This window comes from Glutamicibacter sp. FBE19 (assembly GCF_015524875.1).
Classification (GTDB): Bacteria; Actinomycetota; Actinomycetes; order Actinomycetales; family Micrococcaceae; genus Glutamicibacter; species Glutamicibacter halophytocola.
The window spans coordinates 221,929-245,502 of the sequence record NZ_JACKQN010000002.1 but is presented as its reverse complement, the minus strand read 5'-3'; the positions used below and the strand labels follow the sequence as shown (position 1 = coordinate 245,502).

Genomic DNA, 23,574 nt, shown 5'->3' with positions numbered 1-23,574 from the left:
TTTTTATTGGCTCAGCTAAGCAATGACGCCGCCCGTTTACCCAATTCGATGTCCAGGAAAGTCACATAGAAGCTTGGGGTCGAGAGCGCTCCCGCTCCTTGCGTTCCGATGAATGCTCCGAGCTTGTCGGGGTCGCCTGCCGCTGCGTCGATTGTCTCGAGGAAGTCCGGCAGCTCATCGGGAGCAACATGGATATTGCAGCCGACGAGTTTCCCGCCAGAGTTGTTCTTCTTACCCAGTTGGATGTTCAAGATAGTCTCCTTTCCGTGCTTTCACACCGTTACAAGCGATGCTTCCATATACGAATTCTGCAGACAATCAGCGACTGACGAGACGATGACGCCGTCGTAAACCACATTTGACTGGGGTTTTAAAAAGTTCAGTTGCCAATCCTCCTTATCCTGTATTTTTCCGATTTCCCAGGTAACTCTCAGGTAAGAGTCCGTGACGGTGACTATGGAAGGCTTGGCCCGTTATCCTGATCATTCGTTTTGTACGGTTGGACCGTGTTTGGACGTTGATCTTGGTGCAGGTGCTCGATGGTTCTGCCGGTGCCCCTGAATGTATCGTCGTGAGGTCTGAGGGAAGTTCGAGAAATCGGTGTATTCCCCTGGCATCGAAAATGGGCCGTAAGCGATTTTGCTTGCGGCCCATTTATGTTTCGACACCAGATGGTCAGCTTGCTTCGGTACCGAAGGAACCAGGCCTCATGACCTGGTTGCGCGTAATACGCAGTACACCGCCTTGATCTGCTCCGACTACGGCGTATTGGACACGCTCACGACCAGCTTTGGTGATCCTCTCTCCCGCAGCCCATTCAAGGAAGTCCACTAAGGCGGAAATCAAATTGCTTGGCCCAGTACCGCCGTAGCCGTGGGTGAAGCCTTCGCTCCAAGCTCGGGATCCGAACGGCATGATGTGCAGCTTTTCGCCTAGTTTGAGGAACACTGGTCCTTCTTGCGTATCTGGTTCCACGACAATCTCGTCGAAGTTCTTGAGTTGTTCGAGCTTTTCGGAGGGTTCGAGGTACGCCGCCACAGGAACACTGACGGTCAGCTTGGTGTACTCAGCATCGTTGTAGTCGGGCTTCACTTGGGCCAGCACAAAATTGCCGTCAACGTCTTTGAGCAAGCGGTTCAACTGGCCAGCTCGATTGAATTCGTCGAGCTCACTTTTGTTCAAGGTCGACAGCAATTCGTATTCCTGAGGCGTTGATACCGAGACCGCCTTACTCAATTGCTGGAAGTACTCAGCGTGTGGTCGGCGATCATGAAGCCTGAAATCGCGAAGCGCATACAGCACAGGGTACTTAGCCGATGAATCATCTGGTTCAAGATCAAGCTCTTTGGACGACGGATGGAGCAGAACGTTAATTCCGTAGTCGAGGGCAATGGCCAGTGAAGAAGTGGGAGTGGATCCGTATGGCCCATATTCCTTGTACAGGAAGCCTGCGAGGGCTGTCGCCATCTTCTGCCGTTCCTGGACACTTAGCACCTTTTCTTCATCGGACAAGTCCTCCGCTGGGCGGAGATGGCTAAAGCCAGGCGTCTTGGTGATGCTGATGAATTCCAGATGTTCCTGGTCTTTGGGCAGAAAACCGTTGCCTGCTTGGGAGCCAGACGCACTCCAGTTCGTTCCCTCGAACAGGCGATCGGCAGCATGGCCGAGGGCTGAGCTGCACTCCTCGCGATCCTTCAGCCCCTTGAGCAAAGTGGCGGATTCAGCGCGATTGTAATTGCCGTCAACATCAAGTTCCAGCGTTGCAGTGGTCTTCTGCGCCCGATACCAAGCGTCGACTGCATCGTAGGTCGGTACGTCGAGCATTGGAACTTTCATGCCCAGCTTCGAGTGCAGCGTCGGCCACGAGATCTTCTGGCGCGATACGGTGACCGACGGCTTTTCCTGGGCGAACCGCATGTGATCGGGCAACGCTTGAGCAGGGAGCTTTTCAGTCGTTACGACAATCTCAGTGGCACCCTCATTGTTCGTCTGCACCCAGGCAATGTCGTAGATGCTGATTCCATGGTCGTGCTCGGCAGTGCTCATGTAGTAAACCAAGTCATCGGAGTTCAGATGGAGCCATGGGTTCCACTTGACAGTGTGCTTGTAGGGAGGCTCTTCCTTCACGACATCTTTGAGAATCGTGATGAGCCCGATGAGCCCGGACTCGGTACGAAAGACCTGAACGAAAGCCTGCTTGCCATTTCGCTCCGCGACGTAATCCACCTCGCGCTTTGGAGTCGATGCCTGAGTTCCGTACCCGTAAATGCTGCGCGACGTCCGACGCCCGGTTCGACGGGCAGAGATTTCCTCAACGTAGGTTTCGGGCCAGCCCTTGTCGGTCCCATCTTCGTCTTCAACGGCCTGGATGATATCGCCCGTGGTGGCCATCTGCGATACCCGAGCGGGCGTCACATCAAGCACCTTGGCAACTTTTTTTCTTGAGAAGAGCGACATGGCTTATCTTAACCTTTCGAGTTGACGCGAATCCTTGTTCAAATTCGAGCTTACACATTCGTAAGTAGATTATCTAGACATTAGTAAATATTCGGTCCCTGGTTCCTGTCAGGCCTTGATATCGTTCTGTCTGGCAGTGGATTCTGATGATGGTCGGGTTCGTTGGGGAGCGCTGATGGTGCGACCTGTACGAGGTCTGAAGGCAGGCCGGGGAAGTCAGAGAAATCGGTATGTTCCTCTGGCATGTCTTCGTAGATTGGTGCTTCGTCCCAGGCATCGAGGGGCACGTCCTCCCAAGGGGATAATTCTTCGGCCGGCGGCGGCACATCCTGGTAAGGATCGTGTGGATCATCGGCCAGTTGTTCTGGCGACGCCGACGATTCAGTTTCGAGAGTGGTCTCGGGATGACGACGACCATTTTCAGGACTTGCTGCGGGAAGTTCCGTTTCCTGGAGCTCTGCCTCTTGTTGTTTGAGCGTGGCCAACTCGCGAAGCGTCCGGAGATAGAACGCGTGCGTGTACCGGTTCTTTTGCGGATCGGGCGCATCTGCCAACGGCTTTGCCGCGTCGTCTTGGTCGGAGATGCTGCGCCAGGCGCAGTGGATGCGCACGGCCTGCCGCAGATTCTCGGGATGTTGCTCTTGGACGGTTTGGACCCATGATGGGTTCTCTTCGATTGCCTGGTCTGTCATCTCTTCGAGCCGTTGAGTCATTGACGCTACGAGCTGCATCGAGGTGTCGTGTTGGGCTTCGTTGGCCGGTGTCCAGGCTGGAACGACATGGCAGATGGTCACCGTGTCATCCGGTTCTTGCGCGTAGGTTAGCAACTCGGCAATGGTGATGTCGTCCTTGTCCGGTGGCGTGGTGAGCGTGGATGGGAGGTCGGCTCGCACGAGCTGCTGCCAGCTCTCATTGGACTGGAGCTCAGCCAGATGCTCCTGGCCATAATGCTCGGTGATCCAGTCAATGGTGCGGGTGCTGCGTGCCAGGTCACCCAAGTACACGGCTTCGTGGGCCATGCGGCCGAAGTCCTTGGCCCAGCCGTGCTCGGCGTTCTGAACCTCGTGGGCTGTTTTTGTCGCGGTTTCGTTCCTGAGGATTCCGGCGAGGACTTCCATGCGCTTTTCGGGCTGGACTTTGCGCATGATGCCCCACTGGTCCGGGGTTTCTTCTTCCTCGGGAATGTCCACGTAGACATAGTTGCCGTGCTTGCCACGGGTCATGGCCACGTAGAACAGTTCGCGGGGGATCCCGGACTGGGCGATGGTGTGGCAGGTGTCAACGGTGACGCCTTGGGCGCGGTGCGCGGTTGATGCGTAGCCCAGCTCCACGCTGTTGGCCAGGTAGTCCGCATCGAGGGTGATGGTCGCGTCGTTGTCGGTGCGGTGGCCGATGGCTGAGCCGTCGTCGCTGATTTCGGTGATGCGGATCCGGACGCCGTTGGCGATGAATGCGCCGTTGGAATCGCGCAGGTTGCGGTTGTTCTTTCGTGCCAGGACAATATCTCCGATTCCGGCCTGGGTCTCTTCGCGCAGTTTGACGACAGTGTCGAGGTCGACGCGGCCGGCGTTAACGAGGTCGAGCTGCGCTTTGGTGTTCATGTCGCGCACCTGCTCGTTGGTGGCGCCGACCATGAGGGATTCCTTGCCGTTCAAGGTGTCGGTGATCCATGCCTGATACGCGGTTTCGGTAGCGTCGGATTCTTCGTCGCCGATGATGCGGCCGTGTTCTTCATAGACGGCAAGGATGTTTTTGCCCTCTTCGCTGTCGACGTCAGCGGAGCGGAGCTGCAGGGATGCCTTGGCCTCCCAATGGTCAGGGGATGGTTTTTCTCCTTCGTCGCGGAAACGCCATACCTGGTTCAGGTTCGCGACATTGGCTTCGCGTTCCATCCAGCCCAGGAATCCTCCAGCATCGATGGCGTCGAGCTGTCGGGGGTCTCCGACGAGGAGGACTTTTGCGCTGGCGGCCGCCGCTTGCCGGTTGAGTTCAGCCAGGGTGGCCGTGCCGACCATGGATGCCTCGTCGATGATGACCAGTTGGTTCTCGTGCATGGTGTATTTGGCTTGTGCTGCGTAGTCTGAGGCGAGCTTGGTCGTGAGCGCGTCGATTTGCTTGAGCAGGCTGCGGTGCTTCTTCCCGGAGACGCCATCGAGCTGTGCATTCAGCAGATCCAGGGCCGCTTGCTGGTTCTGGATCCGGCCGATGCGGCGTACTGCGCCTTCACCGACTGATTCGTAAAGCCACTTGGCGGTGTTGTCGGTGGGGGCTTGGATTTCGTCGCCCAGGACACCTGCAGCTACGGCGGATGGAGCTAGGCCGATGACTGCGGTTTCGCCGTGCGCTTCTGTCCAGAGGTCGCGGATGGCTTTCATGGTCGTGGTCTTGCCTGTACCTGCAGGGCCGATGATTGCGTCCAGGGCGTTGCCGCTGCTGAGTACCTTGATGGTTGCTGATGCCTGGTCTGAGCTCAGCTCGTGGCCATCGGCGGTGCGCAATTGGGCAACCTTGTCGGGCAGGGTGTCAGCGTCCAGCCTGGTAGCGTTCTCCTTGGTGCGGTTCATGAGGAAATCTTCGTCGGCCATGACCTGGGCCGTGGTGTAGACCCCGGCATGGCGTTGGTGATTGAAGATTGATTCTCCGCGCAGGGTGAGTGCTGGATCAACGCTGAGGCGCGGTGCGAAGTCACGCTCATGAGTCAGTCTGACAGCTTGGGCCAGAGCGGCTTCGGTGATCCGGTCGGCGAGCTGTTCTCTGTCGTTGGCGTCGTGGCAGCGGACGGTTCGCAAGATGCGTTCTGCGCTGGCCATGATGTTTGCACGGGTAAAAGTGGTGCGGCGCATCCCGGTATCGGTAAGCACCCAGTGTCCCAGGCGGTCGATGATGGGTTGCTCGATCATGGCGCTGGTGATCACGGGTGTTTCGTTGCCAGTGCTGTTCTGGACGAGTTTGGCCGGATCGTAGTGCAGCGCTTTGGTGCGTTCCCTCCAACTAGTCATCTTGTCGGACAAGGTGGCAGGGGAGGTGGTGTCTTTAGGCTGTCGGGTTTCAAGGGTGGCTTGTTGGCGCAGGCGCAGGACGATATGTCGTGGTGGCTCTTCCTGTTCGTTGGTTTCGCACCATTCCTTGATGAGCTCGTCTTTGCGTTCCCGGATAAGTCGAGAGCGGGTGGAGAATTCGTCGATGAGGTCATCGGGGATCCCGTCGAGCTCCACTCGCGCGTTATACGGTTCGTAGTCTGTCTCGCTGGCCAGCTGGTCGTGCTGGTTGAGGAATTCTTGGAGCTGGTGTGCTGCGACGGCCGTCGGCTGGTCGCGGACTTCGGCGACGGCACCAGCAGCCTGGTAGAGCCGGTCGAACAGCAGCGAGTTGTAGCGCTCGGAGATGGCGACAACGTGACGGTGCAGCGTGTAGGAGTCGATGGTGGTCCATTGGCCGTCGCTGGATCGCTGGACGCGGTTGTGGATGACAGCGTGGGTGTGAAGCTGCGGGTCGCCCAGGCGCGAGTCCGAGTGGTCGAAGAGCGAACCAACAATGCCGTTGGTGGCGACGTGCGCGACGCCGCCATGGCCAGCACGGGTCTGGATGACGTTCTTCTCGGCCCAGGCAAGCGTTTCAGCGATCGCGTCCTGGTGGGCTTTGTGGATGCGTCCTTGAAGATCGGGATCTGCGACAGCCCATAGCGCCGACACTGATTTGGGTGCGCTGAACGTGAGGTCGAAGCCGTGGACAGGCTTGCGGGTTGCCTTGGCTTGCTCGCCCTTGGGAGTTTTCGCGCCCTCGGGGGCTGCTTGTTCCTTGATAGGCGGACGCCCAAGGGGTTTGCCGGTGTAGGGGTCGATCATGTCTTGGTAGAGCTTCTTCGCTGCCCAGGATTCGACCTGTTGCCCATCGATCATTCCGGTGTTGGCCAGCCCGGAGCCGAACCAGGTTCCAGCGGGGTCGCCGGACTCGGTGTAGTAGCTGGTGAGGTCTTTGGCGTTGCCGAGCTGGGCGCCGTCCCCGCCGGCCGCTGTGGCCAGGTAGTAGTCGATGCTCATTTTGGAAATGCTGACAGTCATTTGTTCTGTCCTTTCGCCCAAGTTTCGTAGCGGTTCAAAGTGGCCAGGATGTCGCGGTGTCGTTGTTCGGTCGGCCGGCCGCCTGTGCGCCGGTACAGTTCCCTGGCTAAGAGCCTCCATTGAGTGATGATGATTCGGTTCTGCTCGCGTTGCGTTGTGGCGGCCGCGAGTGCCTGTTGGGAGCGGGCGTACTGCTCGCGCAACTTCGAGTGCGCTGTCTTGGCGATGGCCAATCGTTCCGACAAGGTGTTGATGATTTTGTCGGCTTTGGCGATGACGTCGTCTTGGTTTGGCGATGCGTCAGCGACAGGGCTGCTTGTCGTTGACGCGGTAGCTGCTGTCGCGTCAGCAAGGTCAGACACGCTGTCGTTGTCGTGCAGTGTCCGGGGCCGCTGGTGTCGCAGACCAAATGTGTCGTCAAGCTGTCGTGACACCGTGGCGACAAGATCGATCAACGCGGCCGTGTTGTCGTTGTCGCTGGACAGTGGGCCTCGTTGCTGCGACGCCGGGGCGGCCGTTGGCTCTGTCCATGTCGGCTGTACGTCGCTGATGGCATGGAGCTCGTGGGCTAGTTCAGTGATCAGCGTGTGGGCCAGCCGGTACTTTGCCCGTAGCTCCTGGTGCTGGTTCTGGAAGTACAGCAGGGAGCGCTGGCGTTCGTCGGTGAAGCGCTTGAGCTCTTTGCGGGCGGCCTTGGTCTCGTTGCGGTAGCCCATGGCGCGGTTGTGAACCTTGGCCAGCTCGGCCTGGGCGCGAGTGAGCTGCGCCCGTAGTTCCTGGTTCTGGAGCACGACCTGGTCGTGGGCGGATCCGGCCTTGGCTGCCGTGCGATCGCGGCTCCGCTTGGCCCTCATTTTGCAGGCATCGTTGCAGTACTTGCGGCGCGTATTCGTTCCCTCGGGGAACGTCGCGTTGCAGGCCTGGCACCTGTGTACTTTTTCCATGGTGCTGTATCGGAACGAGACGGCAATCGCGTATGTCAACGTAACGCGAAGCGTTACTTTGGTGCACCTCGGTGCCAGACGTGTGATTGATTTTTTGGTGACTTGGCTCTGTGGTTGTGCGTGCTTGTTGGTGGGCTCTTGGGTTGTTGAGTTTTTTGGTGACCGTTAGATTTTTGGGTGGCTCTGTGGGGCTGGATTTTTCTTGTTGGTGTGGGGGCTTTGACGTTGTTTGGTGGGGTGGGATTTTGGTGGGTTCTGTGTTGCTTTGGTGAGTCCTGGTGTTGGTGGTTTTGGGCTGGTTGGTGATGGTCGGTAGGAGTATTTCAGTTGGCCTGTGCATGACTGGATTGATGCGCTGTAGGTTTGGTTCGCCCGTGCGATTCCAGGCTGTCCACGGACGACGGTCACCTGGCTAAGCGCTGCCAATGTCCTAAACCTGGAGTCGGTGGACAGGCGGTCAGGCGGGTCCCGTCGTCCACCATGTGTGCGACGGCAAGCAGCGGAGCGATTGGGCTTGCATCGTGCACATGTGGGCGAGGGGCAAGAGAGTTGCTCGGGTTGGCGCCGCTTGTCGCTAAAAGCGACAAGCGGCGTTTTTGTCGTTGGCGGTGTCGCGATCCCCGGCCGGCTTTCGGCCGGTGTCGTGTCGCTTGGCTGTCGCTCAGAGTGTCGCCAGGTGAGCGACAAGCAAGGCTGTCCACATGCGACGGGCGCATGACGCGACAGAACTCGGGTAGGCGAACCTGGAGCTTGAGGGCAGGCGGTCAGGTGGGTCCCGTCGTCCATCATGTGTGCGACAAAAGAGCGGAGCGGTTTATCTTTTGTCGTGCACATGTGGGCGAGGGGCGAGAGTGCGCAACCACGGCAGGGTGGGTTTTGATCGGAGTCGGCGGTGATACCTGGTGGGGTGGTGGGCTTTTTGGGTTGATATCACCGCTGGAGGATTCGTCCTCTCTGCCAGCGGACAAAAATAAGTGGCCTGTCTGCCGAAGAACACTTCGACAAACAGGCCACTGAGTGGGAAGACCTCACGACAGGTCGATCCCGGTTCATCATAGATAGGAATGAACGCTACTGATCGTAGCAGGATGGATGATTTGGTGGGCGCCCGGTATGTCTTGACCACGACGGCACTAGCGGTGCCAACGAGTCTCTGTCCGGTGTGGTGATGCAATGGCGACAGGTTGCCAGCGGTGTCGCTGGCAACCTGTCGCCTGCTACTTGTCTACTCTTCGCGATCCGTCACGGTTAGTTCCCCATCTTGTTCCGGTGGCGAATTCCGCGCTCTTCGAGCCAGTCTTCCAAAGGCGAGTACAGGATCTCGGCCCCGCATTCGTCCCAGAAAGATTCCTCTGCCTCATCGACTGCGTCCTTCCACAGCTGGGTGTTGAAGAATTCCAGCGCAAGCTCTTCAGGGTCGTGGCCCTTGTAGTCGTACTCCTCGCTGATCCGGGCTATTGCGTTGTCCGGGGTGAGGGTCGGGTTGAAAATGTTGAGCCGTCTCGTGATTTCGTTGGCGATATCCAGCTGGGTGAATGGGTCGAGGCTGGCCAGCAGTTCTTTGAATTGCTCGGTCGTGATGGTCATGATGTGTTCTCCTGTGGAAATTCCTGGTGGTGCCGGGGCAGGCTGGCTGTGGCCAGCCTGCCCCGGTTGTCGCGGGTGCTTAGCTTGCGACTGTGCTGAAACGCTGGTCGCTGGCGATGTTCTGCATCAGGTCGATGACAGCATCGGCGTCGTTCACCGGGTCGTCTAGCTGTAGCTCGTTGACCTTGGCCATGGTCAGGTTGAGGAGGGCTTCACGGTCTTCTGGGGCGATGCCCAAGTAGGTGTCGCGGGCGATGTGCATGATGTCTTTGAGCGAGAGCGCGTCGCGCTCCACGATGAACTTCTTGGCCGGGGTGAAGATCATTTCAGTTCCGGTTTCAGCGGTGGAGTACACGGAGAACAAGTTGTTGCTCACGCTGTGAAGCTCGGTCAGGGTCAAGACGCCGTGGGTGTCGGTATGGACTCGGTCGCCAAGCTCGAAGTTGGCCGGCCGGAGGTTGCGCAGTGCCATTTCTGGGTTCCTATCAATGGTGGCGGGGTCTGTCTGGGGGATTACCGTTGTCGTGTTTGGTTTTCCCTGCCCCGATATATCTAGTTTACTAGATACCTAGGTATCTAGTAATATAGATAAGTAGGTTTTTGCGATAATTTTCCGAGGATGAGTGGTCGCTTTTCCGGTCGTTCCGCGTGGCGCATGGCGCGAATGTCCCCCCGCCCAGGAATGGCAAGGCGTGGTCAAAAGCCTTCTTTGCGAGTCCCGGCGTCCGTTCGATTCGAGCAGCGGCCGAGTTTTTGGGCACTAAAAAACCCGCTCCGTAGAGCGGGTTCTCCTTTTTGGCCTTAGAGCTCGACTGGGTGGTTTTCCAGGTATTCGGTGAGCGCATCAATGACGATCATGCGCAGGTTTCGGTCTTCGGCAATTGCCTGGATGTCGAGCTTCTTTTTCAGAAGCACTGGAACCTGGACATTGAGTGGCTTGGTTTCTGCTGCGGTGGCCATGATTACCCCTTGGGTCTATAGAACAATATAAATAGGATACTAGATAAATAGCAAAATAGGAATGAATGGTTCCACTGTTGGGCGAGTGGAGGGATTGGTTCGCCCGTGCGATTCCAGGCTGTCCACGGACGACGGTCACCTGGCTAAGCGCTGCCAATGTCCTAAACCTGGAGTCGGTGGACAGGCGGTCAGGCGGGTCCCGTCGTCCACCATGTGTGCGACGGCAAGCAGCGGAGCGATTGGGCTTGCGTCGTGCACATGTGGGCGAGGGGCAAGGGAACTCAAGCGCGGCTAAGCAATGGGTACTGAAGTGCCCCGGGTATTTGTGACCTTGACGGCTACGAATGCCCAGGGCACTTGAGGTGGCGCATCCCCACGACGGGTGCACCGATGCTCACCTGAAAAGGAAATCAAACATGAGCATCTTTGAGGATAGCAGGGCTGCATCAGCCTGCTGCGCTTGGTATGCCTTGACCACGACGGCACTCGCGGTGCCGATAAATCTTTGTCCGCACTGTGCCCAGTGGGCGAGGTGGCCACCAGTAGCGCTGGTGGCCACCTTTCGTTCTAGTTGGCGTCTCCGGCGACGATTCCTTCAACTTCGCTGAGAACATATCCCCACGACTGCAGGTAGCTAAGATAGTCGGCGCGCATGCTGGCGTTTACGCCGGTGGTGCTTCTCCAGCAATCGCGGACGATCAGTTTTTCGTAGGTGGCCAGCGAGGTTGCAAGCATCACCTGGTGAGCCCTCTTGGCGCTCTTTCCGGTTTCCGCACCTACGCCGTGGTCGAAGCTCGACGACTTTCCAGTCAAGCCCAGGATCTCGGCTACCAGGTGCATCTCCGCCCGGACTGCTTCGTATCGGTGCGTACACAGCGCCTTGGCAACGAAGCTTTCCCAACCTTTGGGCAGGGTCTTCTGCTGGAGCAGGGTCACCAGGAATTTCTTCCTGACTTCCGTTGCATCATCCATGGCCTTGTTTCGTTCAATGAGCTGTTTGCGCTCGGCTTTCTCGTCATCGGTCATCGGCCCCTTGGCACGTTCCTGGCCGTAGGTTCGCACGGTGTATCCATTTTCTTCCCAGTCGACAACGACTGGGGTGACGTTCAGGCTGCCGTCGTAATACCGGATGTCGATCTTGAAACCGGTCGCATCCTCTTCTTCAGCATTGGTGCCGTCCGCGCGGTTTAGTCGATAGCAGGGCATTCCGTCATCTACGACTGTCTTGCCTTCGGCTTCAAGTTCCTTGGTCAGCTCGGCGATCTTCAGCCGGGTCTCGACCTCTGAGCGCGCCTTCTGTGCTGCGTGCTCGAAACTCAATGCAGGATCCATCGCGGTGTTCGTGAGGTTTTCAACCAGATCCGGATAGTCCTCGAACTCTGCAATCAGCGCAGCCTGGTCGAACGGGATTCCATCGCCCAGGGCATTTTGTCCCGACTTGCTCTTCGATGCCTTTAGCGCGCTCTTCACGTCTGCAGCTTTGCTGCCGGTGCGCTTGGCGATCTTTGCCGGGGTCATGCCGAGCAGGCTGAGCTGCTGGTAGGCATCGGCGCGGTCGGACATGCTCAGCTCTGTTCGCATGTCGTTCTCGATGACTTGCTGTGAGATGCGGTCGGCTTCTTCTGGGGTATCCACGATGATGACGGGGATGCTGGCGCATTCGGCCTCGACCGACGCCAGTGTTCGGCGCTGGCCCATCAGGACTTTCAAGCCGTTCTCGGTGTGGTGGGCGATGACTGGCTCAAGAACACCGTGTTCGCGGATGCTGTCGATGAACTCGACGCCCAGCTCGGCCTGCTTGCGGACGTTGGTATCAACCGCCAGGGTGGTTGGATCGATCATTTCGAGCTTGCTCATGATTTTTCCTTTTCAGTGAGTGGCGGGGTCTGTCTGGGGGATTTCCTTTGTCGTGGTTGGTGATCCCTGCCCCGATATAACTAGTTTACTAGATAGCTAGGTATATAGCAAACTATATTTGTAGTTTTGTGAGGAATTTTTCGATGACTTGGTTCTTTTAAGGCCAATGAGCGCGTTGCTCACTGCGCGAGTGTCCGGGGCGAAGCGTTAGCCTGGCCTGGTCAAAAGCCATCTTCATTTAGTGCCGCTCACGTTGGCTTTGCGCGGTGGCCGTGCGTCTGGCCAGCCACAACCAGCTTCGTAGGGTTGGGTTTCTTATCGGGCCTTAGCGCTTGTCTTGGCGGTTCGGCAGTCTTTTCCCGCGAATCAATCCTGATTACGCCGCGGTTCTTGTCTGTGGCTCGGGTGCAAATTTCCTTTGAGAGACACGTCTCTGAGCCCTGAATGCCGATCCATAGGTACGAGCTGATCGAAACCCTGCTCAAAAGCTTGTTCGCCCCAGGAAAGGATTCATCATGCCCAGCCCGAATTTTCAATCTTTTAGAGAACTCCAGAACGCGACCTTGGCTCAGAAACTCTCGCTGGGAGTGAGCGGCACGACAAGCGAATGCAACGCGGAGCGAGTCAAGATAGCTGAGCTCCTTGAAGAGCAACGATTGAACTACATCTATTCGGAGTACACGCAGCATCAGAGCCACGAGCGCTTGTCCTCCGACGACATACTGCCTCCGGATCCAGCCGTGGCGGCCGTTCTGGCAGCGCAGGGCGACGTGAGGAAAATTCTCGATCATCCTCGTTGTGCGGAGAACCTGGTTGAAGCTCCTGACGAAGAATTCTTCCACTTCCAGGTAGAGGAGAAAGAAGCAGAATTGTTGGAGGCTACAGAAGAGCTTCGCGGAGACTACGGAATCGACTCTGTTGGAGATGGGGGACAGGAGTCTCCCAATCCGGATCATGCAATGCGGAATGGTTCGGCGCCAAAAGCTGCGAGTCAAGCACATCGATCAGTGAAGGCCCGTTCGTACACGCCATTTCCTCGCCCTGCAGGCCTGACTGCAGCAACGGACGGCATTGTCCCGCCAAGCACTCCGCCGCCCATGAATGGAATTGACGGCCCAAGCCTTTAGCTATTGCTGGAGTCGTAAACATCAGCGGCCTGCTTGCCAGTGGAGACATTGGCAGGCAGGCCGTTGCGTGTGATGGCTTGGAATCCCGAACTATAGTTCTTCTTTCAAGCCACGGCGGACGCTTGAAATGCTGACGCGTAGCGCACTGGCGATCTGCGAATAGCTCTTTCCCTGGGAGCGGAGAGTGGCTGCTGCCTCGATGCGCTCGGCGGTCATTACACGGGGCCGGCCGCCTACCCGACCCTGGGCACGTGCATGTTCGATTCCTCTGCGCGTGTTCTCTCTGATTGTCGAAACTCTCAACTGCGCCAAGACGGCCATGATCCCGACGATGGCTTCACCCATGGGTGTACTTGAATCAATGTCCAGGAACGGCTCGGTCAGGCTATTGAGCCGAATGCCGCGTGCGCCTAATTCACGGATGGTTTCGATAGCCATTCGTTCTGTTCCAGCAATTCGATCCAGCGCGCGAATGATCAGCGTGTCACCAGGCCTCATGTAGTCCAGGCAGGCTACCCATTGCGGCCTGGATGCTATTCGGCTCGATTCTCCATGATCAACGAAGACTTTCTCTGCACCGGCGGCGCGCAGCGCGGCTTCTTGTGCTTCTATGTTTTGTTCCCTTGTGCTTACGCGGGCATATCCGATGAGTGCCATACCAAAAACGGTACTCGGTCAGTTTTGACCTGAGACAGGTTTTGAACACGGGTTTTGGCATGAAAAAACCGGCGTGTCGCCGGGTTTTCGTTTGTCCTGGTGTCTTGTTCTAAAAGGACCGTTATTGATTTAGCAAAGTGGCTAGTGTGAAACAAGCGGCGTTTACTACCTAGTGACAGCCGCACTGAGTTTTACCCGGGCCATGCGTATTTAGAAAATCGTCGACCCGAGTGAATTACTTGAATGCTCGTTATCGCTGTGGAGATTCTGGATGGAAGCGTCATTTGATCTCAATCGATGACTACTGCCAGTTAACTTGCTTAAAGAAAGTTAGATGGTTATATTCAACGAAACGTTCTGCTATCTCTGGAGTCTCGTGAAAAATACATCCGTGGGCGCGACCCGCTCCGCCTGGATCGCTGGGGTTTCCTCAGCGGTTCTCTGGGCGAGCGCATTCCCTGCAATTCGCATTGCAGCCCCAAGCCTTGGCGTCTTTGGACTGACTACATCGCGATTGATCATCGCTTCAGTGACGCTCCTAGTTGTTGGTGCGGTATCTCGAAAGATTCGGCTTCCCCAGCTTGCTGACCTTCCTCGGATTTTCGCCTGCGGTATTTGCGGAATGGCAGGTTACTTCCTCTTGCTGAATTGGGGTGAACTCTTCGTCCCAGCAGGGACCGCCAGCATGATCGTTTCGGCTTCCCCGATCATCAGTATCATCATCGCCTGCATTTTTCTTGGTGAGTCCCTGACGAAATCAACCATCATCGGTAGTGTGATTGCAATTGCTGGTGTAAGTGTTGTTTGTTTGTCGCGATCAGGAATCGATTTATCCTCTGCGGTATGGATCATTGTGGCCGCTTCAACGCTCTTGGGAATCTATCACCCGCTGGCGAAGCCTCTTCTGAAGAAGTACACCGGGCTGGAAGTAGCGACGTACGCGACGGTGAGTGCATCCCTGTTGACTTTGCCATTCTTTCCAATGGCTTGGCCGCACCTAATAAGTGCTCCTACTGAATCTTGGGCCGCTGCCCTGTATCTAGGCGTTTTTCCCTCAGCATTCGGATACGCGCTGTGGGGTTTCGCCCTTGCACGTCTGAGCACTGCAACTTCAACATCCCTCTTGTATTTCGTACCAGTAATCGCTGTCGTTATCGGATACCTTTGGCTCAATGAAGTCCCACTTCTCACTGAAATCCTCGGCGGCTCGCTGACTGTAATAGGTGTGGTGTTCATGAACGCCTTTCGAACACCCCACGAACCCTCAACACAAAACCGTACAGTCCGGCAAACCTAGGTACATCCACTGCAAGACGGAAGGAAAAAGGCCATGCCACTACGTTCAGACTGGTCCCAAAGACCATGCCCCATCGCTCGCGGAATCAATGAAATCGGCGACCCGTGGACACTGCTCATTCTTCGTGAACTGCTTTCGGGCATTTATCGCTTCGATGAGATTCGAGAAAATACGGAGGCTGCGGAAAACATTCTGTCTGCTCGACTAAAGGCTCTGATCGCTAAAGGACTCGCGGTACAACAGCCTTACTCTGAAGGCAGACGGACGCGCTTTGAGTACCGACCAACTCAGGCTGCGCTTGATGCCCTGCCAGTCCTCCATGCCTTCGCCCTTTGGGCCGAAAAGAACACGCCCAGCGATACTCCCGGTCGGTCTCTAACAATCGTCTGCCGAGAATGTCATGAACTCAGCGTCACAGGAGAATCCTGCAGCTCTTGCAACACGCACTTCACCACAGAAAATGTTTCTTGGATTCGCCCAATCTACGCCAACCACATCCCTAAACCACTAAGCGGAGCCTCATGAAATCTCTCCAAACGACACTCACCGACCAAGGTCTCTGCTTCGTTGACGTGGCCGAGCACCCCCAGCACTTGTCGCCTACGACGTATTCCTCCCTGATGGAAGCGGGCATTAATGCGCTCGTCACGCCTATTCAAGAGCAAGATTCTGACACGACTGCGTTCTTTCACCGTTTCCAGTTGGAGCCGCATTTAGGTGCAAATTGTGTCATTGTCGAAGGACAACGTGGAGAAACACGTCGACTCGCTGCATGCATTACCTTGGGAGCTGATCGTATTGATCTTAATGGCGCCGTCCGCAAGTCACTCGATGCCAGGAAAGTCAGAATGGCTCCGCCAGAGGTGCTAATTCAGCTGGACATGGAGTCCGGCGGGGTGTCGCCATTCGGGCTTCCTACTGAGTGGACACTCCTGGTAGATCCTGCGGTATCCCAGGCAGAAGAACTCATTGTCGGCAGCGGTATTCGAACGTCAAAACTACTAGTGAGCGGTTACAGTCTCAGTCAAATACCGGGTGCAATGAACTGTGCAATAACTAGACAGTGATCAAAGGGGGCATTCTTCGTCTGCCCCGAGGCAAGTTCCGATTGGCCATGAGACTCTTCGCTCATTTGACAGACGAAATGAAGTTCAAGGAGCTGACGACTATTACCGGTGAGGTGGTCGATGCCGCTCGTCCGACGATCGCCATCGGGTTTACCTAATCCCGCCGATTCTCAATGCAATTAACCGCCATTTGGAACTAACAGTCACACCGGGTTTTCGTTTGTCCTGGTGTCTTGTTCTAAAAGGACCGTTTTACAACGAACACCCACGCTGGTACTCAGGCACATGGATCGTGAACCCTCTGCACGGTTCAATTAAAGTTGCATAGGTTAGTATCAAGGCAAGTTGAGACATCTCGAAGCATCCGGAATTGGACGTTATGCATGCCGCCGGGTAGACGGTATTTGAATTTGCTGAAGGGTTTCAAGCCAACGCGACGACCATCCACCGAAATTTAAGTGCCGAGAGAAATGTGAGCCTAGATCACACCCACTAAGACCAAGGCCATAATGGGCCACCACATTGCACAGAGTGTTTGAACACCTCAGATACATAAGTTCCGGTGACTCTGACTATCGACCTATTGCTAACACTATTTTCTCCACGAGCAACAAAACACCCAGCGCTATCATCACCACTCCGCTAGTGATGGTGACCCATCGGGCTGCACGGGGCCTTCGCCTCAACACCGCATTGGCCCCGTAACCAACGGCAAAATAGACCAAAGCACAATTGGCCACGTGCACTGCCCCAAGCGAAACGATTTGCAGGCCTATCGACCACGAAGCATCAGCACTCGTGAACTGTGGCAGCAGGGCAAGAAACAGGAGCATAACCTTCGGGTTCAACAAGCTAATGCCTATCCCCTTAGCGAACAGCCTGTTTCCCCCAGACAATGTTCCTTCGGCATTGATCGGAGATGCTTCGAGATTCCTCAAGGCCTGGATACCCAGTACAACCAAATACATCGCCCCAATCAAAGTCAAGCAGGTCATCGCTAGATCCGAGGCAATAACGACTGCCGCCACGCCTGCAGCTACCACCAACACTGCGCAAACATGACCTATCAGCATGCCGGACACCGCAGGAAAAACAGTCGCTCGTTGCCTCACCCCTGACGAAATGGCATACGCCCAATCAGCCCCCGGAGTCAGAACGAACAACATTGAAACGCCCCAGAATGCCCACGCTAACCCTATTTCCACCTGATGCCTTCCATCTCAATCTTGTCTTGTTGCAAGAATATCCGAATTTTGACGCAAGATGTTTCGAAAATTTTGCGAATCTTGGATGCTGAGAGCATACTTTTCTGAATGGATGAACTTGATCGGGAGATTCTCTCTCAACTTCAGATTGATGGTCGAGCCACGATGACAGATGTGGCGCAAAAAGTAGGCTTAAGCCTATCCGCCTGCCACCGACGCTTCCGTGACCTCGAAGCCTCGGGAGTGATTCAGGGATTCAGTGTCGACCTGGACCTAGACCTGTTGGGCCTTCCCTTTGAGGCTTTGGTGTTCGTCACCATGCGTGCCGGTGATGGCAACGCGGTAGCAGCTTTTGAATCCGCGGTCGCAAAAATACCAAACGTTGTCCAAGCGCATCGACTTTTCGGAGAACCGGACTACCAGCTTTTCGTCGCCGTCGAGTCGAAACAGCACTACCAAACTCTTTATGACCAACAGCTTTCACTCTTACCAGGAGTGCAGCGACTGACCTCCACCTTAGTGATGAAAACAGTCGTCGACCACCACGCACCGATCTAACCCACCGCTTTGCAACGGAACCCAATTCCAAAAACCATGCACCATCTGAAAGGCAAACCACCAATGGATTCACACGAACTGCAGCGACTCTACCTGGATCTGACAACACCGCATGTCGCTGATGCAGTCATGCGCTTAGGCATCCCCGTACGCCAGGCACCCGCAGGGCTGAACGCACTCTGGCCAGAAACTCACATGGTTGGCCGAGTTCTTCCAGCTCAACATACGGGGAGCGTTGATGTGTTCTTGGAGGCTATCGACAACTCTTGCCCGGGAGATGTCCTAATCGTCGATAATTCGGGGCGCACAGATGAAGCATGCGTTGGAGATCTAGTGACGCTCGAAGCGTCCCAAGCAGGACTGGCAGGCATTGCCATCTGGGGTTTACATCGCGATTCCCGTGAACTACGCGCAATCCGTCTTCCGATTTTCAGCACGGGAGCCCTACCTGCTGGCCCACAGCGTCTGGAACCCCAATCGGAAACCGCAATCACTCAAGCACAGTTTGGGGACTTCACTGTCACGGCCGATGACTTCGTGTTGGGCGATGACGACGGGCTCCTGGTTATGCCATTGGAGCGAGCAGCCGACATTGCAGAGGTTGCCGAGGCCATTCGTGATACCGAACGCCGCCAAGCTGCCCTCATGCGATCCGCAACCAGCCTGCGCGAGCAGGCCCGATTTACTGAGTTCCTGTCTGCCCGCGAAAGCGAGGGCATCACTTTCCGTCAGCATCTACGTAGAATCGGCGGAGAGATTGAGGAATGACAACTGAACGCTTTCCAAAGGTCTTTAGCTAGACTCTGCATCCGTTGCTGTTAGTTCCATCTGGCGGATAATTTCAGCGTTTCTGGCTGTCAACGTGTACTCCTGGAACTAACAGCTAGACTTCTCGGAAGAGCTAGCACGAAGCCCATACTCTAAGTGGGTGAAATGACACACCTCCCTCGCCCTTCTCGCTGAGAATGATCTCACGGCGTGTTGTGCCTTGATATGTGCCGCAAGCATCGGCAACCGGCGATGCCCTTGGTTGCCCTGGTGTGTGCGGTGTTCGGCAACGTCTTTTCCGATCACGCGATGCTGGTGGCCGCAATGTTGCTGTTCTTTAGTTTCTTGATATTTCGCTACGCAGTAGATGCTTGGAGGAGGCACAGTGCCTGAAACGTCCTATTTGCTTTCCTCGGGCCACTGCGCCGCAGTTCTATAGTTCCGTTTCTGAACGACTACATGCCTCCGGGAATTATGGTGATCCTGTTTTCTACACCATCAGGGACACCCCTCTCGTCGTCAATTCAACAAGTGTGGCCGTTCTAGCGGGACTGATGGTAACGGCTGCGCTGCATTTGTGGCGCAAGAACGCAACATTGAGTGTTCTGGCCGGAACGGCTGCACACGTGATTACCGCTTCAACACTGTCCTTTTGAACGCCAATGTATTGAACTTCGCAGTCGCACCAGCAGATGATGATCATGTGGAGGGCCAGCTATCGAGGACATTCTTCGCGTGACCTGAGGCAATTTCCAATTGATCATCAGCTCTTTGATCAAATAGAATGCGCTATGAAGATCAAAGAGCTGATGACGATTACCGATAAGGTGGCCGATGCCGCTCGTTCAACGCTCTTCATCAGGTATACCTGGCTCCGCCATATCTCGGTGCAAGTCACTACCACATGAAACTAAAATTCACATTTCGCCGGGGTTTACTAGTCGTTGCAGAAACGACTGTTTTTGCAACCTAGCATTCAAATATTTCCAAATTCAAAAAATCCACAACGGCGTATTCTTTTAGCCGCCAAGAAAAACTTCAAAATAGCTCTTGAAATTATTCGAAAGCGTCATAGTATTAGTTTTGTCGATTGATAAAAATCTTTCGTCATGGTTGCTGGTTAACATAAGACCCTAGTCGCATTGGTAATTTCTGATACTTTTTCAGGTAACTAGCCGCCGCCTTTCCGTAAGTTTTTTATCCACGACATGGATAGAGTGTCGCATCTACGCATTGGAGGTTAACTGATGAAAAAACGTCAGATTGTGGCGGGGCTGGCTGCATCTAGTTTTCTCGTCATCGGCTCGGCATTTCCTGCATTAGCATCGACTGAGAGCAGCTCACTTGAAGAACTGGTTAAGCTGAATCCGGGAGCCACAGCGTCCGAATTGAAAGCATCTCTGAGCGAGGTCGCTTCCGATGAAGATATAACTCTGAACCAGGCCATTGATAAGGCTCTGAGTGAAAGCCAGGAATCCGTCGCAGAAGCCACGTCTCCTTTGCCCATTGACGGAGTGGGAACACCAGCAAGCGGTAGCGGAGGCGGAACGCTGGTGTTAGGCTCTGCTAGCCGTAAAGGCGACGTTTTCGTTACCCCTGCATCGACGTTGGGTTACCCCCATGGACACACGGGAATCTACTACAACACAACAACCATCGTTGAGGCCCCAGGAACTGACAAAGTCAGCCGATCCATCTCAGCAAGCTCCGTGAAGGTAGCTAAAGGCGCCGTGAAGCAGTACATCAAGACGACTACCACCAAGCGATCCGCTGCGGCTGACCACTCCTACAAGTATCTTCGCGGCAGGGAATATAGCAGCAGCTTTGCTTCGAACAAGTACATCAATACTCCGAAAATGAATTGTTCCCAGCTGGTTTGGGCAGCCTACAAGGCTGCTTCAGGCATCGATCTAGATGGCAATGGTGGTTTGGGGGTCTATCCTTTCAACATCAAGGATTCTTCCCTGACCATCACCTACAAGACCCTCTAGAGTCTTCAACCAAGCTTGGACTGGGCTAGCTCCCTACCGGGGCTGGCCCAGTCGCCATCAGATTGGACACTTCTCATGAACCGCAGAAGAGCGGCTACAGCTATCCTAGTTACGCTTTCCGCGCTTGGAATGGGGCTCTCAGGGTGTTCTTCCAGCGTTTGGGGAGCACCGGAAGATGAAAAACTAGGCGAAGGGAAATATGCCCTTTGCTTCAGTAAACAAAGCTCGGCAATGGACGGGAAGCACCAGGACGGCAAGGTGGTCATTGCGAACCAAGACGGCTCTTTCTCAGAAATTAAGACATGGGGCATGGATACCTGCTCCATGGCATGGAATGAAGCAGGGCTGTTTTTCAGTGATACAAGAAACGACTACCGGTTAGATAATGCTGGCCTGACAACAATCAGCAGTGAGAAAACCGACAGCCAATACGGAATGTTGGCCACCTCCTCCGATACAGCAGTCGGCATCTATAACTTGGGCTTCAGCGAAACGGGCTACACTACCCAGGTCGTCACCACATCTGGAACCACCAGCACCAAAAAAGAAATCGAAGGCGGGTACTTCATTGTTTCCAAATGCGATGGGGCCGTTTACGGGATGGGAATCGGCACAGGACCATACTCCACCACAGGTGACCCCGAAACGGAACCCATGGTCTTGAATCAACTCACAGGAACTGCGGACGGGAAAGAAAAGAATGTGGGTAGCTCTAACGAGGCTCGTGAAGGCATCACCCTTGAAGACGCTCCCTGTATAGGCGGAAAGATCTACTATATCTCCGATGCCAAGCGCGGTGGGCTGGATGCTTCCGCGCAACCAGTACTGTCCAGCTGGGATGTAGACACCGGCAAGTACGAAAGCCACCCACTAGTCACAGAGGATAAGAACCTGACACTGTTTCGCCAAGATGGAACGGGTTTCCCTTATGTCGCCAGTGGCTCGGTAAACAACGGCGCATTGGAATGGCTTGGCGCCGGGAACTCAATCATGTCTACAGAACTGAAAAATGGAAACACCAAACAACGGTTCACCGTTGAGGGGTACAGGAATGATAGTGCCACGTCCAAGGCCGTCTTCACTGAGAATGAAGTGATTGTCTTGGTGGATAACAATGACGGGTCGAATTTCCGAATTGCCCGCTACGACAGGATCACGGGCAAGGAACTAGGCAGAACCGTCCTTGACGTCCGTCCGGACAAGCTCAGTGACGGCATGTTCTTCCGCGGTTTTGCAGCTAAACCATAGCGAGGCCGCAGAGAAACTGAGGCCTCCTTATAGCCACTGCGACTTTATTGTTTCTGATGAGAAAGAGCAATCGGCTACAGACAGCGGATCTATCACTATGTGAAGCATCCTGATTCAGTGAAGAAGCTACCGAATGGCCATGTCGTGATCGAACCCCGTATGAGGGTTTCACCGCGGGGCAAGGATCTTTCCTGGCTGGTTGTTTATACCTTTGCGGTAAAGCGGCCTTTATCGTTCTTCTTCATTGGCAGGAACGGGAACGGCGGGAAGCTGAACTTTGGCATGAAACAACTTTCGGCCGCTGCAGACCTGGTGATCATTGAGGGCTGTGATTTCGTGGATTACATGGGCATGAGAGGGTTTTTTGGCGGCGAAGGGACCGGAGCATCGCTACACGCCATGGCTATCAGGGGCCGGCCCAAGTGGTTCGTGTCCCGAGTTTGGCCGAAGATCGGTTGAAGCTCTCAGATGATCACCTTGACCAGGATGAAAGAAAAGCTCACTGAGTCCTGGGGAGAGTTGAAGCGCTGCAGTTATCGCAATGAGGCCCAGTCCATTCGTTTGGACTGGGCCTCATTGCGCTGCCTATTTGTTTTTGGTGGTCTGACGAGTTCTTGCGGATAGTGCGGCGATTCACGGATGCCTTTGTCTGACGTCAGAAATCCGTGTTAGAACAAGGTTTCCTGATCTGCTGTGACACCTGCCAGGATGTTGCTGATGCGATCTTGATTCCATCCGTTAGCAATGATTTCGTCACGTAGATGGCGTGCGCGTAGTGCGCGCCCTTGCCTGTCCATGCCGCGAATTCCATGTCCGTTGTTGAACCTGCGTTTGCCGCTGCGGTCTTGCATGTTGTCGGACTTGCTACCAGGTGATAGGTGTTCAGGATTGACACAGATCGTCACGTCACACATGTGTAGGAGTTCTTCATTGGCGTTGAGCGTTGTTCCGGAGGCAATTTCGTAGAGATAGCGGTGTGGCCGAACCACGCCACCTGGTCCCTGGTGGAGGTAGAAGCGTCCGTATCCGTCGTCGGCGATGGCACCGGTCCAGATCCAGCATTTGCCTTTGGGGCCTTGGAACACTTTGCGTGCGAAACGCTTTGGGAGTCCGATATTTTGCATGGTCAAACAAGCCAAGCCATCGTCACGCACAGGACATACATCAGAATCATCAACCTGATAATGTACCAATTGAGTTCGCTTTCTATCTTCTCCATCGGATGATGGCCCACGAGAAGAGAGCTAAGGTACAGATACCGATGCCGAAGAGTATGAGTACGGTTGCCATCATGTTATTTTCCTACCTTTCAATCTTGGTCAAAGTGCAATTCGAAGTTCTTTGGCTTCTTCGTGTTCTCCCTCGTGGCCTTCCCACAGGAGACACCAAATCCCTGGCGCTTTACAGCTTTCTGCCATGAACGCGTCTTCCGCATCATTTCTAGCTCTCATCGCTTTGTCCTGGGCTTCAAGGCATGCGCGCACGATGCTTCTGGATTTCAAGTATTCAACTGACAATTGCCTATCGGGTGCTTCTTCGATTGAGTGACTACCGTCGTGTTCTGGAAGCAGCTCGCATAAGGCGTCAAACTGGTAGAACTCGTCTTCAGCTGCGTCGTAGTCGAAGTCCTGGGCACGTTGCTTTCCGATGAATGGCGCGCCGCACTGGAGCATTTTGAGATTGCCTCGTGCCACTTCGTATTCAGCCGAAGCAGCTGATGCGCCTTCGCGTGCTTGTTCGAGTTGATTCAGTGCGAGGAAGAAGCTTTCTTGCGTGGCCATGATGACCAT

The 23,574-nt window shown here is 55.2% G+C and carries 20 protein-coding genes; 8 read left to right on the top strand and 12 right to left on the bottom strand.

Annotated features, from left to right (window positions below; translation table 11 throughout):
- Nucleotides 1-11 precede the first annotated feature (11 nt).
- From H6F58_RS04800 to H6F58_RS04765, 8 genes are all read right to left on the bottom strand, one after another.
- Complete coding sequence (locus H6F58_RS04800) at nt 12-251, bottom strand: hypothetical protein (RefSeq protein WP_195181232.1); 240 nt, start codon at nt 249-251, stop codon at nt 12-14.
- A 424-nt stretch (nt 252-675) separates the two neighbouring features.
- The gene (locus tag H6F58_RS04795) at nt 676-2,457 is read right to left on the bottom strand and encodes a hypothetical protein (RefSeq protein WP_195181231.1); all 1,782 of its coding nucleotides are present in this window, start codon (nt 2,455-2,457) and stop codon (nt 676-678) included.
- Nucleotides 2,458-2,537: 80 nt separating this feature from the next.
- Nucleotides 2,538-6,518, bottom strand: a complete 3,981-nt coding sequence (gene mobF / locus H6F58_RS04790; RefSeq protein WP_195181230.1) for a MobF family relaxase — start codon at nt 6,516-6,518, stop codon at nt 2,538-2,540.
- Nucleotides 6,515-7,462: a hypothetical protein gene (locus tag H6F58_RS04785; protein WP_195181229.1), complete on the bottom strand. Its 948-nt coding sequence runs from the start codon at nt 7,460-7,462 to the stop codon at nt 6,515-6,517. Before H6F58_RS04785 ends, mobF begins: the two co-directional genes overlap by 4 nt.
- Nucleotides 7,463-8,710: 1,248 nt before the next feature.
- Nucleotides 8,711-9,049, bottom strand: coding sequence for a hypothetical protein (locus H6F58_RS04780; protein ID WP_195181228.1), 339 nt, complete (start codon nt 9,047-9,049; stop codon nt 8,711-8,713).
- A gap of 79 nt (nt 9,050-9,128) precedes the next feature.
- Nucleotides 9,129-9,521: a hypothetical protein gene (locus H6F58_RS04775; RefSeq protein ID WP_195181227.1), complete on the bottom strand. Its 393-nt coding sequence runs from the start codon at nt 9,519-9,521 to the stop codon at nt 9,129-9,131.
- A gap of 329 nt (nt 9,522-9,850) precedes the next feature.
- Complete coding sequence (locus H6F58_RS04770) at nt 9,851-10,009, bottom strand: hypothetical protein (RefSeq protein WP_195181226.1); 159 nt, start codon at nt 10,007-10,009, stop codon at nt 9,851-9,853.
- 567 nt (nt 10,010-10,576) lie between these two features.
- Nucleotides 10,577-11,866: a ParB/RepB/Spo0J family partition protein gene (locus H6F58_RS04765; RefSeq protein ID WP_195181225.1), complete on the bottom strand. Its 1,290-nt coding sequence runs from the start codon at nt 11,864-11,866 to the stop codon at nt 10,577-10,579.
- 515 nt (nt 11,867-12,381) lie between these two features.
- Here H6F58_RS04765 and H6F58_RS04760 point away from each other — a divergent pair.
- Nucleotides 12,382-12,993, top strand: a complete 612-nt coding sequence (locus H6F58_RS04760) for a hypothetical protein (protein ID WP_195181224.1) — start codon at nt 12,382-12,384, stop codon at nt 12,991-12,993.
- A gap of 90 nt (nt 12,994-13,083) precedes the next feature.
- Here H6F58_RS04760 and H6F58_RS04755 read toward each other — a convergent pair whose 3' ends face one another.
- On the bottom strand, nt 13,084-13,650 hold the full coding sequence (locus H6F58_RS04755) for a recombinase family protein (protein WP_195181223.1): 567 nt from the start codon (nt 13,648-13,650) through the stop codon (nt 13,084-13,086).
- Nucleotides 13,651-14,041: 391 nt separating this feature from the next.
- On the opposite strand from H6F58_RS04755, the gene H6F58_RS04750 reads away from it, so the two are divergent.
- Together H6F58_RS04750 and H6F58_RS04745 are read left to right on the top strand one after the other, a co-directional pair.
- Nucleotides 14,042-14,947, top strand: a complete 906-nt coding sequence (locus tag H6F58_RS04750) for a DMT family transporter (RefSeq protein WP_206693465.1) — start codon at nt 14,042-14,044, stop codon at nt 14,945-14,947.
- Nucleotides 14,948-14,980: 33 nt separating this feature from the next.
- A complete protein-coding gene (locus tag H6F58_RS04745; RefSeq protein WP_195181221.1) occupies nt 14,981-15,472 on the top strand; it encodes a helix-turn-helix domain-containing protein in 492 nt (163 codons plus the stop codon).
- Between the two features lie 1,114 nt (nt 15,473-16,586).
- Here H6F58_RS04745 and H6F58_RS04735 read toward each other — a convergent pair.
- Nucleotides 16,587-17,180, bottom strand: a complete 594-nt coding sequence (locus H6F58_RS04735) for a LysE family translocator (RefSeq protein ID WP_195181219.1) — start codon at nt 17,178-17,180, stop codon at nt 16,587-16,589.
- A gap of 147 nt (nt 17,181-17,327) precedes the next feature.
- Between H6F58_RS04735 and H6F58_RS04730 the strand changes: the two genes are divergently transcribed.
- The 5 genes from H6F58_RS04730 to H6F58_RS04705 all read left to right on the top strand — a co-directional run bounded on the left by H6F58_RS04730 (nt 17,328) and on the right by H6F58_RS04705 (nt 22,243).
- On the top strand, nt 17,328-17,777 hold the full coding sequence (locus H6F58_RS04730; protein ID WP_195181218.1) for an Lrp/AsnC family transcriptional regulator: 450 nt from the start codon (nt 17,328-17,330) through the stop codon (nt 17,775-17,777).
- 63 nt (nt 17,778-17,840) lie between these two features.
- Nucleotides 17,841-18,545: an RraA family protein gene (locus H6F58_RS04725; RefSeq protein ID WP_195181217.1), complete on the top strand. Its 705-nt coding sequence runs from the start codon at nt 17,841-17,843 to the stop codon at nt 18,543-18,545.
- A 1,247-nt stretch (nt 18,546-19,792) separates the two neighbouring features.
- Nucleotides 19,793-20,536, top strand: coding sequence for a hypothetical protein (locus tag H6F58_RS04715; RefSeq protein WP_195181215.1), 744 nt, complete (start codon nt 19,793-19,795; stop codon nt 20,534-20,536).
- A gap of 75 nt (nt 20,537-20,611) precedes the next feature.
- Nucleotides 20,612-21,784, top strand: a complete 1,173-nt coding sequence (locus tag H6F58_RS04710; protein ID WP_195181214.1) for a hypothetical protein — start codon at nt 20,612-20,614, stop codon at nt 21,782-21,784.
- A 117-nt stretch (nt 21,785-21,901) separates the two neighbouring features.
- Nucleotides 21,902-22,243, top strand: a complete 342-nt coding sequence (locus H6F58_RS04705; RefSeq protein WP_195181213.1) for a hypothetical protein — start codon at nt 21,902-21,904, stop codon at nt 22,241-22,243.
- Between the two features lie 209 nt (nt 22,244-22,452).
- Here H6F58_RS04705 and H6F58_RS04700 read toward each other — a convergent pair whose 3' ends face one another.
- Entirely contained in the window at nt 22,453-22,914 is a 462-nt protein-coding gene (locus H6F58_RS04700) for a hypothetical protein (RefSeq protein WP_206693463.1), read from the bottom strand.
- Nucleotides 22,915-23,103: 189 nt separating this feature from the next.
- On the bottom strand, nt 23,104-23,565 hold the full coding sequence (locus H6F58_RS04695; protein ID WP_195181211.1) for a hypothetical protein: 462 nt from the start codon (nt 23,563-23,565) through the stop codon (nt 23,104-23,106).
- Nucleotides 23,566-23,574: the final 9 nt, after the last annotated feature.